Source organism: Pseudonocardia sediminis (assembly GCF_004217185.1).
Lineage (GTDB): Bacteria > Actinomycetota > Actinomycetes > Mycobacteriales > Pseudonocardiaceae > Pseudonocardia > Pseudonocardia sediminis.
On record NZ_SHKL01000001.1, the window covers coordinates 2,685,230 to 2,699,013 of the forward strand.

A 13,784-nucleotide genomic window follows, 5' to 3' on the forward strand; every position below is an offset into this window, starting at 1 on the left:
CGCTTTCGTGAAGCCGTGAGAAGCCAGCCAGGCCATTCGATGGCCCGTAAGTCGCGTGACCAAGGTGCTGCGGGTCCAGGCGGTGGCTCACTCCGCAGATAACCCGGAATCCGGTGGACCGTGCCCCTTGTTCGGCTCGGGTTCGCGGACGGGAGTGTCCAAGACGTCCTTGAGTCGGGTCTGCTGATCCTCGGGGAGCTCGCCGACGAACCGCAGCAGTACGAGGTCTTCGTCGCCTCCGTGAGTCATTGCCTCGCGCATCAGTCGGGCCGCGTACTCGGCCCGGCTCAGCGTCGGCTCGTAGCGGTGCGCTCGTCCTTCTGAGACGCGGGTGAGATAGCCCTTGTCCAGAAGGTTGCCCATCGTCGAGAGCACGGTGGTGTATGCCAGGTCGCGGCTGATGCGCAGACCGTCCAGAACCTCGCGGACGGTGTGTGAGCGGTCTGCAGACCAGAGCTGGCCCATCACCTCGGCTTCGAGTGCCCCGAGCTGTCGCACCTGTCTCCTCGGCTGTCGGGTGGATGGACGCCACTCATCTGTGTTGGGAGATGAAGACTACCGACGTCGCACTGGCGGACAGTTGCCGTCACGCGCACGAGACGAGGAACAGCAGCAGGGCAGCGGCTGAGCCGGCGAGAAGCGGGAGCATGGTGCCGGTGACTATGGCGAGCGTGCACTCTCCGATCTGACGTTCCCGCGAGTGTTGCCGCTGGTCGTGGGTCAGGCGACGCAATCGGTGCTCCACAGATGTTCCTGCGGCGCCCAGGGCTCCGGGAGGCACCTCTGAGTGCCCTCCTGATGCGATGCCGAGCAGGGCGCGACGAAGAACTGTCCGGTCGTTGTATCGCGCGGCTCGCTCGTCTGCGGCGAGCTCGACGAGGTGGCGGATGGCCTGTGGTGCTCGCCGGAACAGGGGCAGCACGGGGAGTGCGCGCGCAAGGGCCTCGGCGATCAGGACCTGGACGTGGTGGCGGCCGACCAGGTGTGATCGCTCGTGGTCCAGGACGGCCTGTATCTCGGAGGCCCCGAGACGCCGGCGGAGGCCGGTGCTGGCCACTACCGCCTGTGCCCGGCCGCCGAGGCTGAACGCCAGGGCGTCGGAGTGGTCGATCCAGAGGACCCCTTGCTCCCACTCGCCGATGGGGCCGAGCATCGTGAGCAGCGTTCTGGATCGGTTGCGCACCGTCGCGAGGCTGCGTCCGATGCGGGTCGTGGCCCTGACCGCGGCGACGGCGAGAAGCGCTGTTACTGCGAACGCTGCGGCTCCGTCGAGATGCAGGGGCCCGGAGCGCAATGCGGCCCAGCAGCTGGCGAGAAGCCATTCGGCCGCGGCGAGACCGCCGTGACCGGGGAGCAGCAACACGAGGAGCGCGGCCACGGCGCTCAGCCCGGTGCTGGCGATGGCCGACCACCACATACACAGGTGCGCCGCCGGGCTGAGCGATGTCCTGCTCAGTGTCGACAGTACGGCCGGCATCGCCACGCCCGTGGTGACCACGCCGACGACCAGCACTAACGCTGTGATCACGACGGTGCCTCTTCCTGGACTGCTGCTCTGGAGGACGACGCACAGGGCCCTGTCGCGCGGCCGCGGCGTCTCGCGCAGGGTAGGCGCCACTGCGGCGGTTGGGCAGGCGTGTGCAGAGCTGCTCGCCGACGTGCGGGGCGTTCGTTCACCGGCGCCTTGACGACCGGCGCTCGGGCCCTCCCCGCGGCGCCGTCCCTGGCAGTACGAAGGCGCTGTCCGGGAGTGGTCGCGGATGGCCATCAGGAGTGCGGGGATCGGAACGGGCCCCGGGCCCCGTGGCGGTGGGAGCCTCAGGCAGTCCTTCGCGTCCCGGCGGGAACGGCCGCTCGGCGCCTCGAGCGGCACTCATCCGAAGGTGATGTGCAGGCCGTTGCACGGGCGCGGCCGGCACGAGCCGGATCGGCTCGGTGGGGGGTTCATTGCGGGAGTGGGGCTCGAAGGATGACCGGTAGCGGGTGATGGGAGCGGTCGGATAGTCGTCGACGGCCGCGGAGACCGAGTCTGCCGGGGTCGTCGCGCTGGTCTCGGCGGCCGAGGCCAACGTCGTGACTGTGAGTAGCCCACGCCGGTGCAGGGCCGTGAGCGCCGCGGCAGAGAGGAGTCCGATCGTGATCAGGACGGCCCACGGGGCCGGAGCGAACCCCGCGGAGCGTGCGATGTCCATCGCCCAGCCGGTCCCGAGGTTGCCGAGCAGGATCCCGATCCCGCAGATGGTGTTGTAGAAGCCGTAGTGGGTGGCGACCAGCCTGTCTCGGGAAAGGGCCACGATCGTGTCCATCTCGAAGGGGAAGACGACTGCGGTGCCCAGGGCCAGGATCGCCGCGGCCGTCAGTAGCGCGCCGACCCCAATCGTCGTGCCGGCGACGGTTCCGGCGAGAGCCGGGAACCCCCATGACAACAGCTCGGCGAGCAGCAGAGGCACGAACGCCGCGGCGAGCACGGCGAGCCCCCTGCCCAGCGAAAGGCCCGGGCCCCAGCGCGCCCGGCACCAGGCGGTCACCTTCATCTGGGCGGCGATCGTGACCCCGCCGGAGACCGCGAACACCGCGGCCACCACCACGGTCGAGCCCGTACCGGTGCTGACCAGCGTCCGCGCCTGCAGCGGCAGTGCCAGATACACCTGGTAGGACAGGACGTAGGAGCCGATCATGGCGATGGAGAACAGCAGGAACCCTCGATTGGCGGCGATGCCACGCCACTGTGCGAGTACCCCGCCGGTCTCGGATCCGGACGGCGGCTCATTTCCCCGTGCCGGTGGCAGGGCGCGGACCTGGAGCACTGTGAGTACGGCGAAGACGCCGGCGGCGACCAGGCAGGTGACCGAGAAGTCGATCCCGGTCAAGGCGAGCCCGATGAGAGGGCCGATCAGGATCCCGGTCTGGTAGAAGACGCTGAACAAGGCGAACGCCTCGACGCGACGGTCCCCGGAGTCGCGCGCCAGGTAGGCGCGCACGGCCGGGTTGAACAGGGCGCCGGCGAATCCGGTCGCGGCGGAGGCGATGATCAGCGTCGGGACGTTGTCGACGAGCCCGAGCAGTGCGAACCCTCCTGTGCGCAAGGTGCACCCGGCGACGATCATCGGTTTGTAGCCGAAGCGGTCGGCGAGGCTGCCGCCGATCAGGAACATCCCCTGCTGGGAGAAGTTGCGCACCCCCAGGATCAGCCCGACCAGCAGGATCGACAGGCCGAGTCCCTGGGACAGGTGATCTGCCAGGTAGGGGATCAGCATGTAGAAGCCGAGGTTGATCGTCAGCTGGTTGAGCAGCAGCAGCTGGACCGATCGCGGAAAGGACCGGTACCGGCGCAGGATCCGCATCAGCGGCTCACCCCGTGGTGGTGGCCGCCTCGGGGGTCGAGGACGGTCGTGCAGCGGGCCCATCTGGTGACGTCGCGCTCCATGGGGTGGGCGAGCTCGTCGGGCTCAGTGCTCGGTGGCGCCTCGAGCAGGTTGTGTTCGTGGCAGAAGTCGTCGTTGTAGACGGTGTCGAAGTAGCGCTGCGGCCCGTCCGGGAACACTGCGGCGATCCGAGTCCCGGCCGGCATCGACCGCGCCAGCCACCCGGCCACCAGCCCGACCGCGCCGACGCTCCATCCGCCGCTGGCGTAGGTCGCCGCGGCCATCGCCCGGCAGGCCCACACCGCTTCGGCCGGGGCGACCCAGTGGATCTCGTCGAAGGTGGGGTAGTCGACGTTGCGCGGGTAGATGCTCGACCCGAGCCCGCGCATCAGCCGGGGGCCCGCGGTCTGGCCGAAGATCGTCGAACCGACCGTGTCGACGCCGACGACCCGCAGGTGCGGGCTGTGGTGACGCAGGCTGCGTGCGATCCCCGCCGAGTGTCCACCGGTCCCGACGGAGCAGACGAGGACGTCGATCTCGCCGAGCTGGTGGCGCAGCTCGGCGGCCAAGGGCCGATACGCCTCGACGTTGTCCGGGTTGTTGTACTGATCCGGGCACCAGGATCCGGGTTCGGCACCGAGCAGTTCGCTCACCCGGTCACGGCGCGCCTGCTGCCAGCCGCCCGAGAGCGCGGGGCGGGGCACGGTCTCGACCTGAGCGCCGTAGGCGCGCAGCAGCCGGAACATCAACGGTTCCATGCCCGGGTCGCTGACCAGCGTCACCGGGTGCCCGTGTGCGATCCCGGCCAGAGCGAGACCGAGCCCGAGCGTGCCGCTGGTCGACTCGACGATCCGGCACCCGGGGAGAAGGTCACCGCGCTCGCGGGCGCGGCGCACCATGTGCAGGGCCGGCCGATCCTTGATGCCGCCGGGGTTCGAGCCCTCGAGCTTGGCCCAGAACCCCCTCCCTGCCGGTGCGAAGGGCTCGTCGATCCAGACGATCGGGGTGTTTCCGACCACCTCGCTGAGACGGGGTGATCGGTGTGGGTTGGGTGTGGACCCGGTCGGCAGGGGCAGAACTGTCGCAGAGCTCATGAGGATCTTCCGTGACGTGCGCGCCGTCGAGGCACGCTTGGGGGAGCGAGGGCGGTTGTCGCACGGCGACACGTGCTGCGTGCCGCCTCGCCCCTCACGTCCGGAAGATCGAGGTCTCTCTGAGAAGGTCCCGGCCCGCCAACGGCCGGCTCGGTGATGGATCCGCCGCGGCTCGGACCGATCCCGGCCAGAGGTTCGGGCTGTACCCGGCGTCGTGAAACGTCACCGGAGATCCGAGGAGATCGGGTACCGGCTGGGCGCGGTCGGCAGAACGTGAGGCAGACAGCGACTTGGCCGCCTGGTCGCTCTGATGACAGGACGGGCCGCTGTCGCCACCATGGTCGTGCGAGATTGCGGAGGCGGCGGCGGTCGTGTGGGGATGCAGCTCCCCGCCCGCTCCGCAGCTCATCTGGAACAGCGCAGCCACCAGGACGAGCAGAGTCGCCCCGAAGAGACGACGTCGCGGCGTCGACCACGACGGCAGCTCTGACCACATCCTGCTCACAGTCGCTGGACCGTATCAGCCAGTCACGGCCGCCGAAGACCCGTCTACGGTCCAGGTCCGTAGATGGCTACCATCGTGATCCGAAGATCGCCGATGCGAGGGAGACGCGTCCTGATGACCAGCACGGAGCGTTGCAGGTGATCCGCTCGGGGCGCGATCGCCGACCCTGGGAACGCACCCTCGTCGCTGCGGTCGTCGCCGCAACGGCCCTAGGACTCGTGGCGTGTGGTGCCGCGCCCCCCGACCAGTCGGATGCGCCCTCCGGCCCCCAGGGGTCGGCGGGCGACGGGTCCGACGCGCCGCAGTTCGATCACGTCCACGGCATGGGAGCCGACCCCGCCGATGGCACCGTGTATGTGGCCACCCACGACGGGCTGTTCCGCGCTGCGGGCGGTCCACTCAGCCGTGTCGGGACCTCCGGTCGGGACCTGATGGGGTTCACCATCACCGGCCCGAAATCGTTCCTGTCGAGCGGACATCCCGGGCCCGGCGAGCAGGCTCCGAACCCCCTGGGCGTCGTCCAGAGTGCAGATGCCGGCGCCACCTGGTCTCCCCTCGGTCTGACGGGGGAGGTCGACTTCCATGCGCTCGAGGTCCGCGGTGGAGTCGTCTACGGCTACGACGCCACCAACCGTGTGCTGCGAGCCAGCTCCGACGGCGGCCGCAGCTGGTCGTCGCGGAGCGAGCTGCTGGCGCTCGACATCACCGCCGAGCCCTCGAACCCGGCCACGGTGCTGGCGACCGTGCCCGGGGGTGTGGCAAGCAGTCTGGACGGCGGCCGCACCTTCAACGCCCCCACCGGCCCCCAGCTCGCCTACCTGTCCTGGGCACCGGACGGGGTCGTGTACGGCATCGGACTCGACGGGGCATTGTTCGCCAGCACCGACCGCGGGCTGAGCTGGGAGCAACGGGGCACCGCCCCCGGTGGCCGCCCTCAGGCGCTCACTGCGATCCCGGATCCGGCAGCCAGTACCGACCTCCTGATCGCCACCGCGGGTGGTCTGTTCCGTTCCCAGGATGCCGGCCGATCCGTCGTCCCCCTCGCCTGACGATCACCTCGTCCTGCCGGGCCCGGCGGCACCGTCTCGGCGAGACCGCAGCATCTACGGACTTACTCAGTAGTTTCACAGGCAAGCAGACATACCGTGCAGGCATGCCCACAGCAGTCATCACCGGGGGAACCCTGGGTCTCGGCGCCGCGTACGCGCACCACCTCTCCGAGCGAGGGTTCGACCTGGTGCTCGTCGCTCGTGACCGAACGCGTCTCGATGTCGTCGCCGAGCGGATCGGCCGCCGGAGCGGAGTGATCGTCGAGACGATCGCGGCCGATCTCACCGACCCGCGGGAGCGGGCCCTGGTCGAGCTGCGCCTCACCGACCCGGACCGCCCGGTCGAGCTCCTGGTGAACAACGCCGGCACCGAGTGCCCGGAGGTGTTCGGGACCGCCCCGCTGGAGTCGCTGCTCTACGAGATCGACCTCAACATCGTCGCCCTGATGTGCCTGACCCGGGCGGTCCTGCCGGGCATGACCGCGCGGGGGCGCGGAGCCGTCATCAACGTGGCCAGCTTCGCCGGCTACCTGCCGCCGGGCGGCTGCGCCTACGGCGCCAGCAAGGCGTGGGTGCTCACGTTCACCGACACCGTCGCCGCGTCGTTGTCGGGCACCGGGGTCCGGATGCTGGCGGTCTGCGCCGGTCGGATCCGCAGCGATGCGACCGGCGGGACCGGGCGCTCGCCGCTGTGGCTCACCCCGGAGCAGGTCGTTCGCTCCTCGATGACCGATCTGGACAAGGGGCGGACGCTATCGACGCCGGGGTGGCTCTACCGCGGGCTGGTGTCGTTCCTGGAGTCGCCGCGCTCGGCGCTGCGGCTGACTGCGACCGCGGCCGGGCGGGGCCGTGAGCGATGCGCCCGACTGCCCGATCGGCCGGTTACGGCCGGACACATGGCCTCCGATGCCGATGGGCGGATCGATCGGTGATCCGATCGATCCGCCCATCGAGAACGTCCGCTACCTCACCTGGCCGGTGAACCGGCGCAGCCGCAGGCTGTTCCCGACGACGAACACCGAGCTGAACGCCATCGCCGCTCCGGCGATCATCGGGTTGAGCAGCCCGAACGCGGCCAGCGGGATCGCCGCGGTGTTGTAGCCGAACGCCCAGAACAGGTTGGTCTTGATTGTCCTGAGCGTCGTGCGGGAGAGCCGGACGGCGTCGGCCGCAGCTCGCAGATCACCGCGGACCAGCGTGATGTCGGAGGCCTCGATGGCCACGTCGGTGCCGGTGCCCATGGCCAGGCCGAGGTCAGCCCGGGCCAGTGCTGCGGCGTCGTTAACGCCGTCGCCGACCATGGCCACGACCTTGCCCTCACCCTGGAGGCGTTCGATCACGGCGAGCTTGTCGGCCGGCATGACGTCGGCGATGACTGTGTCGGGTCCGACGGCGATCCCGACCTGCGCTGCGACCGACTCGGCCACGGCGCGGTTGTCACCGGTGAGCAGGACCGGGGTGAGTCCGAGCAGACGGAACTGCTCGATCGCCTCGGCGGAGGTGTCCTTGATCGTGTCGGCGACGACGAGCACCGCGCGGGCCTGCCCGTCCCACGCCACCGCTACCGCGGTGCGGCCCTGAGCCGCCTCGATCTCGACAGCGTCGGCCAGCACCCCGGTGAGCGGCACCGACCACTGCTCGAGCAGCCGGGGACGTCCGACGAGCACCGCGTGACCATCGACCATCCCCTGGACGCCGAGGCCCTCGTGGTTGGTGAAATCCTCGACGCCGGGGAGCTCCCCGGCGCGTTCGGTGGCACCGGCCGCGATCGCTGCGGCGATCGGGTGCTCGGAGGCCTTCTCCAACGCCCCGGCCAGCTGCAGCGCGGTCCGCTCGTCCACACCGTCGGCAAGGTGGACGTCGGTGAGTGACATCTTCCCGGTGGTGACGGTTCCGGTCTTGTCCAGCACGACGGTGTCGATCCGGCGGGTCGACTCCAGGACTTCCGGGCCCTTGATCAGGATGCCCATCTGGGCGCCGCGCCCGGTCCCGACCAGTAGCGCGGTCGGGGTGGCCAGTCCCAGCGCGCAGGGGCAGGCGATGATCAGCACCGCGACGGTGGCGGTGAACGCGGCCGTCGCACCGACACCGGTGCCCAGCCAGAAACCCAGGGTCACCGCGGCGATCGCGATGACGATCGGGACGAAGACGCCGGAGATCCGGTCGGCGAGGCGCTGAACGGCGGCCTTGCCGTTCTGGGCGTCCTCGACCAGTCTCGCCATCTGGGCGAGCTGGGTGTCGGAGCCGATGCGGGTCGCCGCCACGACCAGGCGGCCGCCGGCGTTGACGGTGGCGCCGACGACGCTGTCGCCGACCTGTACCTCGACCGGGACCGACTCCCCGGTGAGCATCGAGGCATCGACTGCGGAGCGGCCCTCGACGACGTCGCCGTCGGTGGCGATCTTCTCGCCGGGTTTGACGACGAACCTGTCTCCGGTGGCGAGCTCGGAGGTCGGGATCCGCTTCTCGACGGGGCGTCCGTTCTCCTCGCGCACGACGGTGACGTCCTTCGCGCCCAGTTCGAGCAGGGCGCGTAGTGCGGCGCCGGCCCGGCGCTTGGAGCGCATCTCGAAGTAGCGGCCGGCGAGCACGAAGGTGATCACTCCGGCGACGACTTCGAGGTAGATGTTGCCGGCCCCGTCGGTGGGCGAGACCGAGAGTTCGAACGCATGCGTCATCCCGGGCGTGCCGGCGGTGCCAAGGAACAGGGCGTAGGCCGACCAGATCATCGCCGCGGTGGTGCCCATCGAGATGAGCGTGTCCATCGTTGCGGCACCGTGGCGCAGGTTGGCCCACGTGGCGCGGTGGAACGCCGCCCCGCCCCAGGCCCACACCGGTGCGGTGAGCACCAGTGAGAGCCACTGCCAGTAGGTGAACTGCAGCGGCGGGATCATCGCCAACGCGATGACGGGTGCGGCGAGGACCGCTGAGACCACCAGCCGCTGCCGCAGCGCGCGAAGCGCCCCGGAGCCCTCGTTCTCCTCCTGCTCACCTCGGGTGTCGTCGGCCGCGTCGGATGGGGCGGTGGGCAGAGTCGCCGTGTAGCCCGCGGACTCCACGGCGGCGACGAGCTGCTCGGTCGCGATCGGGCCGGTCGCGCTCACCTTGGCCTTCTCGGTCGCGTAGTTGACCGTCGCGGTGACCCCGTCGAGGTTGTTGAGCTTGCGCTCGACCCGGTTCGCGCAGGAGGCGCAGGTCATCCCGCCGATGGCGAGCTCGATCTCGTCAACATCGCTGCCGGATGGGGGCAGTGTCGTGGTCATCAGTGGCCTCCCTCGCCGTGAGCGTGTCCGGCCTCGGCCGAAGGGGCCGAGGCGACGGGTGCCGCCGCGGCGACAGCTCCGGTGGTCGGGACCGTGAACTGCACGGTCCGCACCTGCGAGCCGTGCTGGAAGTCCAGGAACAGCCGGTAGGTCCCTGCGGAGGGCACCTCCGCGGCGAAGCGGATCTGCGGGCCGGCGGTCGTGGCGCCGTCGCCCGGGGTGCCCTCGGGGTGGACGTGTAGGTACCCCAGGTCGCCGCCGCGCAGTGCCACCAGGTGCCCGTAGGCGCCGAGGTAGGGCTGCAGGTCGGTGACCGGGCGGCCGTTGCGGGCGACGGACAGGGTCAGCTCGCCGGCCTGGCCGGGCTTGAGGTCTCCCTCGAGCCAGACCTGATAGCCGCCGGGGGCGGTAGCGATGCGGTTGGGCTCGGGGGCCACGGGTGTGAACGCCCCGGGGGCGAACAGGTCGGTCCGCAGTGTGGTGGCCTCGCCACCGCTGGGGGTGAAGTCGGCGAAGGCCCGGTAGGTCCCGCCGCCACCGAGGGTGACCGGCACCCGCCAGGTCCCGTCGGCGGACATCACGGGATGCAGGTGCTGGAAGTCCGCCGTGTCGCTGCGGACCAGGATCAGGTGCATCCGCTTCTCATGCTCGACGTCGAAGGCGGTGACCGGCTTGGAGTCCGGGCCGGTGATGCGGAAGGCGAGCTCGGTGGGCTTTCCCGGGGTCAGCGTCGTCGTGGCCGGTACGAACGTGTAACCGGCTTCGGTGGACGCCAGCCCGGCGGGCTGAGTGGTGTTGCTGGCAGGGCCCCCGGGCTCGGGCGCCCCGACCTCCGCGACGGCGCCGCTGTGGGATCCCCCGTGACCGGCAGGACCGCTCTGGGCGGTCGGCTGCAGGTGTGTGGTGGGGGCATCGACAGCGGACCCGGTTCCGTACGCGCCTGCACCGAGCAGGACGACGGCCGCGCCGTAGGCGGAGAGTCGCATGGCAGTGTTCATCCTCGACTCCTCGTGTCGTGCCCGGCGCGTCCGCGGGTGCGGGCGGTAGCCGGGCTGATCGGGCTCTTCTACGAGCCGGTTACCTCGTAGCCGGCTTCACGGACCGCGGCGTGCACAGCGTCGTCGGAGATCTCACCGTCGCTGGTCACGGTGACCGCACCGGTGGGCAGGTCCACGGCCACGTCGGTCACCCCGGAGATCTCGGTGACCTCCTCGGTGACCGAGCTGACGCAGTGCCCGCAGGTCATGCCGGTGACGGTGTAGGTGGCGGTGCTCATGGTGCTGTTCCTTCCTGGTGGGTCCTGATCCGTCGGGTGGGCAGGATCGGGCGGGCGACGGCAGAGGTGTCGTCGCCCGGGGACGTGGTCGGCGTAGGACCGTCAGGAACGGACCAGACGCGCGATGGCCGCGCTCGCCTCCTCGATCTTCTGGTCGGCGATCTGGCCGCCCTCGGTGACCGCGTCGGTCACGCAGTGCTTGAGGTGCTCGTCGAGCAGGCCCAGCGCGACGGCCTCGAGCGCCTTGTTGACCGCGGAGACCTGGGTCAGGATGTCGATGCAGTACTTGTCCGACTCGATCATCTTGGTGATGCCGCGGACCTGGCCCTCGATCCGGCGCATCCGCTTGATGTGGGATTCCTTGCTGTCGGCGTAACCGTGCATCGTGTTCCCTCCTCGATCCTGTCTCCACAATACCCTTAGGGGGTATCGGCATCAAGTTGGCCGGCGACACGGGGGTTGAGAGCCCGCTCACCAGGCCGAACGTCCCCCGGTGAGCACGTTGAGGGGTGGTGATCGTCGAGACCATCTCGCGGGGCTCAAGCGCGGAGGGCAGGGCAGGTGTCCTACGTCCGGGGGAGCCGGTCGAGGCGAGACAAGGGTCCTCCCAGTTGCCAAATACCCTCAGGGGGTATAAGGCTGTACATCAACAAGGGGTATCACTGCTGCGCCGTGCCCGTTCCGCGCGTGATGCGCTGCGGGGGTACTGCACGGCAGCCCTATGGCTGACCAGGAGGTGAGTGGTGCAGGCTTTTGCTCCTGTGATCGCGCTGGCAGCGGTCGTTCTGATCGGGGTGGCAGCGCTCGTCGGGGCCGCCCGCCTCCTGGCCGTGGGTCCGACGGTCGTTGATCTGTTTCCTCATCTCGGAGGTCGGCCGCCGGTCGAGCACGCGGTGTCGCGGTTCCATGTCCGCTGGTACGCCGTCACGATGATCTTTCTTGCCTTCGACATGGAGATGATCTTCATGTACCCGTGGACGGTGGTCGTGGCCACGATGGGGCCTTCTGCGGTGGTGGAGATGTTCCTGTTCCTGGCGATCCTGCTGGCCGGCGTCGTCTACGCCTGGCGCGAAGGCGCGCTGAGATGGACCTGACCGCCGTGCTGCTGAGGCTCGCCGCCGGCTCGCCGCACGTGCTGCTCGTACCGGTGCCCGGCCACGCGCGGGTACGCAGGTCCGCCGAGCGGGAACTGGCCCGCCGCGGGTGGGCCGAGGCGACGAGCCCGGCCGACGCCGACGTCCTGCTGGTCGCCGGACGTCCGGGCCCCGGGCTGGCCGCTGTCATCGACGCCGTCTGGACGCGGATACCCGCACCACGCGTCCGGATCGAGATCGACACCGAGCCCGACCTGGCGCGTGTGCTCGACTCGGTGATCGCTGCCCTGGCCGACCCGTCGAGGGCACGTTCCGAAGCCCGTACAGTGGCTGCGACCGAGCTGACGAGCCTCCCGCCCGATACGGGGACACCGCGGTGGGCCGGCGCTGACGGCGCGGAGTACGACCACGACTCGCCCTCCGGGCACGGCTCGTCGGGGTCCGAGCACGCCGGGCACGCCGCCGAGCAGGAGCCCGGCCACGCAAGCGCCGCGGAGAGCGACGGTCATACCGATCACGGCAGCCACGAAGGGCACCATCATCACGGCGGGATGGAGCTTCCGGGTGGGCTGTCGATGGCCGACCTCGCCGAGGATCGCGACGGCCTGACCCTCGACGTCCTCCATTTCCCCCTCGGCCCGGTCCTGCCGGAGTGGCCCGCCGGGTTGATCGTCGAGGTCGCCATGCAGGGCGACGTGATCACCCGGGCCGATGCCCGTGTACTCGACCGGGGCCACACCATGGCTGCTGGTCCCGGTGATCTGCAGGACGCGGTCGTCCGAGACCTCGACGTGGTCGCCCGCCTGCTCGGGGTCGCCGGCTGGGACGGCCCTGCCGGGACGGCACGGCATCTGCGGGACCGGCTCGAGGACGGGGGGCCGTCCGGCTCACTTCGCGGACAAGCCGAGCGTTGGTCACGCCGGGTCCGGCGGTCGCGGGCGCTACGGCTGATGCTGTGCCGCATCGAGACCGCGGACGGCAGTGATGTCGCCGGGCTGCTGGAGCGGCGTCTGGACCGGATCGAGGCCCACCTCGCCGGTCGCGCCCCGATCGACGACGTGACCGAGGTCGACGTCGCGGACCTCGGCCGCCATCTGAGCGGCGTCGAGCTGGCCGGTGCGCGCCTTCTGATCGCTGCACTCGACCCGGATGTGGACAGCCGGGCGGCAGACGCCGGTCCTTCGGGAAGCCGCCGGGCGGGGGTGGACCGATGATCGTCGAGGTCCTGTCGCTGCCGCTGCTGATGGCGGTGGCGGTCTGGTTCGTCTCCGCTCTCGACACCGTGCTGGGTGCGCGGGCCGCGTCGCGTCCGGTGCGGCTGGGGGCGGCAGCGATGGCACCGGTGCGGGAGTCGGCCCGGCTCCTGGTCGGGCAGCGTCGGGTCACGCTCGCCGCGGACGGTCTGCTGCGCTGGGCAGGCACCGTCTCGCTGATCCTGGGGGCGGTGCTGGCGGCGGCCGTGGTGCCGCTGGGGCAGCGTCCGGTCGCCGACCTGTCGGTGGGTGTCGTGTGGTTCAACGCGATGGAGGTCGTCGCCTGGGCCGCGGTCTGGCTGGTCGGGTGGGGCCCGAACGGTGCGCTGTCGTTGGTGGGTGGATACCGATTCGTGGCACAGGGGTTGTCCTACGAGCTCCCGCACATGTTCGCCATCATCACCGCCGCTCTCGCGGCCGGGAGCCTGCGCCTGACCGACATCGTCGACGCCCAGGCCGGGTTGTGGTTCGTGGTGCTGATGCCGGCGGCGTTCGCCGCCTACGTTCTCAGCGCGGCCGCGATGTCGTTCTGGGGGCCGTTCGACGCCCCGGTCGCCCGGGACGTCGCGGGCGGCGCGGCCTCGGAGCTCTCCGGTGTCGAGCGGCTGCTGTTCGAGGGCGGGCGCCGGCTGCTGCTGGTCGCCGCCGCCGCGATGGCGGTGCCGCTGTTCCTCGGCGGAGGCCACGGCCCGTGGTTGCCGGCCTGGACGTGGGTCGTGCTCAAGACCGTGGCCGTTCTCGCGCTGCTGGTGTGGCTGCGGCACCGGTCGCCGACGATCCGGATGGACCGCTGGACCGAGATCTCCTGGGTGGTCCTGCTGCCGCTGACGATCGTGCAGGCGCTGGTCGTGGCCCTGGTCGTGCTCGCCCGGGGAGGGGTGTGAG

13 protein-coding genes are annotated in these 13,784 nt (G+C 70.6%); 5 read left to right on the forward strand and 8 right to left on the reverse strand.

Translation table 11 applies throughout. The features are described 5' to 3' along the window. Nucleotides 1–87 precede the first annotated feature (87 nt). The 4 genes from EV383_RS12535 to EV383_RS12550 all read right to left on the reverse strand — a co-directional run bounded on the left by EV383_RS12535 (nt 88) and on the right by EV383_RS12550 (nt 4,459). Entirely contained in the window at nt 88–498 is a 411-nt protein-coding gene (locus tag EV383_RS12535; protein ID WP_207223501.1) for a BlaI/MecI/CopY family transcriptional regulator, read from the reverse strand. Nucleotides 499–586: 88 nt separating this feature from the next. Then, entirely contained in the window at nt 587–1,513 is a 927-nt protein-coding gene (locus tag EV383_RS12540) for a M56 family metallopeptidase (protein ID WP_165438328.1), read from the reverse strand. Between the two features lie 160 nt (nt 1,514–1,673). Next, nucleotides 1,674–3,344 carry an MDR family MFS transporter gene (locus EV383_RS12545; RefSeq protein ID WP_130290080.1) on the reverse strand — a complete coding sequence of 557 codons (1,671 nt, stop codon included), beginning with the start codon at nt 3,342–3,344 and terminating at the stop codon, nt 1,674–1,676. Further along, nucleotides 3,344–4,459, reverse strand: a complete 1,116-nt coding sequence (locus EV383_RS12550; protein WP_130290081.1) for a PLP-dependent cysteine synthase family protein — start codon at nt 4,457–4,459, stop codon at nt 3,344–3,346. The genes EV383_RS12545 and EV383_RS12550 overlap by 1 nt, the downstream gene beginning before the upstream one ends. 156 nt (nt 4,460–4,615) lie before the next feature. On the opposite strand from EV383_RS12550, the gene EV383_RS32880 reads away from it, so the two are divergent. Together EV383_RS32880 and EV383_RS12560 are read left to right on the forward strand one after the other, a co-directional pair. Continuing rightward, nucleotides 4,616–6,013: a F510_1955 family glycosylhydrolase gene (locus tag EV383_RS32880; RefSeq protein ID WP_341273722.1), complete on the forward strand. Its 1,398-nt coding sequence runs from the start codon at nt 4,616–4,618 to the stop codon at nt 6,011–6,013. A gap of 104 nt (nt 6,014–6,117) precedes the next feature. Then, nucleotides 6,118–6,945: an SDR family NAD(P)-dependent oxidoreductase gene (locus tag EV383_RS12560; protein WP_130290083.1), complete on the forward strand. Its 828-nt coding sequence runs from the start codon at nt 6,118–6,120 to the stop codon at nt 6,943–6,945. A 30-nt stretch (nt 6,946–6,975) separates the two neighbouring features. Here the strand turns inward: EV383_RS12560 and EV383_RS12565 are convergent, their stop codons facing one another. The 4 genes from EV383_RS12565 to EV383_RS12580 all read right to left on the reverse strand — a co-directional run bounded on the left by EV383_RS12565 (nt 6,976) and on the right by EV383_RS12580 (nt 10,936). After that, the gene (locus EV383_RS12565) at nt 6,976–9,276 is read right to left on the reverse strand and encodes a heavy metal translocating P-type ATPase (protein WP_130290084.1); all 2,301 of its coding nucleotides are present in this window, start codon (nt 9,274–9,276) and stop codon (nt 6,976–6,978) included. Beyond that, nucleotides 9,276–10,274 carry a hypothetical protein gene (locus EV383_RS12570; RefSeq protein ID WP_130290085.1) on the reverse strand — a complete coding sequence of 333 codons (999 nt, stop codon included), beginning with the start codon at nt 10,272–10,274 and terminating at the stop codon, nt 9,276–9,278. The genes EV383_RS12565 and EV383_RS12570 overlap by 1 nt, the downstream gene beginning before the upstream one ends. Before the next feature lie 68 nt (nt 10,275–10,342). Further along, nucleotides 10,343–10,552: a heavy-metal-associated domain-containing protein gene (locus EV383_RS12575; protein WP_130290086.1), complete on the reverse strand. Its 210-nt coding sequence runs from the start codon at nt 10,550–10,552 to the stop codon at nt 10,343–10,345. 102 nt (nt 10,553–10,654) lie between these two features. After that, nucleotides 10,655–10,936 (reverse strand): metal-sensitive transcriptional regulator, encoded by a 282-nt coding sequence (locus tag EV383_RS12580; protein ID WP_130290087.1) that lies wholly within the window; start codon nt 10,934–10,936, stop codon nt 10,655–10,657. 359 nt (nt 10,937–11,295) lie between these two features. Here EV383_RS12580 and EV383_RS12585 point away from each other — a divergent pair, with 359 nt between their 5' ends. From EV383_RS12585 to EV383_RS12595, 3 genes are read left to right on the forward strand one after another with little or no spacing between them, the layout of a single operon-like run. Next, nucleotides 11,296–11,646, forward strand: a complete 351-nt coding sequence (locus tag EV383_RS12585; protein WP_130294329.1) for an NADH-quinone oxidoreductase subunit A — start codon at nt 11,296–11,298, stop codon at nt 11,644–11,646. Beyond that, nucleotides 11,637–12,860, forward strand: a complete 1,224-nt coding sequence (locus EV383_RS12590; protein ID WP_207223502.1) for a hypothetical protein — start codon at nt 11,637–11,639, stop codon at nt 12,858–12,860. The genes EV383_RS12585 and EV383_RS12590 overlap by 10 nt, the downstream gene beginning before the upstream one ends. Next, the gene (locus EV383_RS12595; protein ID WP_130290088.1) at nt 12,857–13,783 is read left to right on the forward strand and encodes a complex I subunit 1 family protein; all 927 of its coding nucleotides are present in this window, start codon (nt 12,857–12,859) and stop codon (nt 13,781–13,783) included. The genes EV383_RS12590 and EV383_RS12595 overlap by 4 nt, the downstream gene beginning before the upstream one ends. Nucleotide 13,784: the final 1 nt, after the last annotated feature.

Coding starts and splice junctions, on each gene's coding strand:
- EV383_RS12545 (WP_130290080.1), bottom strand. CDS start 3,344: ATGCGGATCCTGCGCCGGTACCGGTCCTTTCCGCGATCGGTCCAGCTG.
- EV383_RS12550 (WP_130290081.1), bottom strand. CDS start 4,459: ATGAGCTCTGCGACAGTTCTGCCCCTGCCGACCGGGTCCACACCCAAC.
- EV383_RS32880 (WP_341273722.1), top strand. CDS start 4,616: ATGGATCCGCCGCGGCTCGGACCGATCCCGGCCAGAGGTTCGGGCTGT.
- EV383_RS12560 (WP_130290083.1), top strand. CDS start 6,118: ATGCCCACAGCAGTCATCACCGGGGGAACCCTGGGTCTCGGCGCCGCG.
- EV383_RS12565 (WP_130290084.1), bottom strand. CDS start 9,276: ATGACCACGACACTGCCCCCATCCGGCAGCGATGTTGACGAGATCGAG.
- EV383_RS12570 (WP_130290085.1), bottom strand. CDS start 10,274: ATGAACACTGCCATGCGACTCTCCGCCTACGGCGCGGCCGTCGTCCTG.
- EV383_RS12575 (WP_130290086.1), bottom strand. CDS start 10,552: ATGAGCACCGCCACCTACACCGTCACCGGCATGACCTGCGGGCACTGC.
- EV383_RS12580 (WP_130290087.1), bottom strand. CDS start 10,936: ATGCACGGTTACGCCGACAGCAAGGAATCCCACATCAAGCGGATGCGC.
- EV383_RS12590 (WP_207223502.1), top strand. CDS start 11,637: ATGGACCTGACCGCCGTGCTGCTGAGGCTCGCCGCCGGCTCGCCGCAC.
- EV383_RS12595 (WP_130290088.1), top strand. CDS start 12,857: ATGATCGTCGAGGTCCTGTCGCTGCCGCTGCTGATGGCGGTGGCGGTC.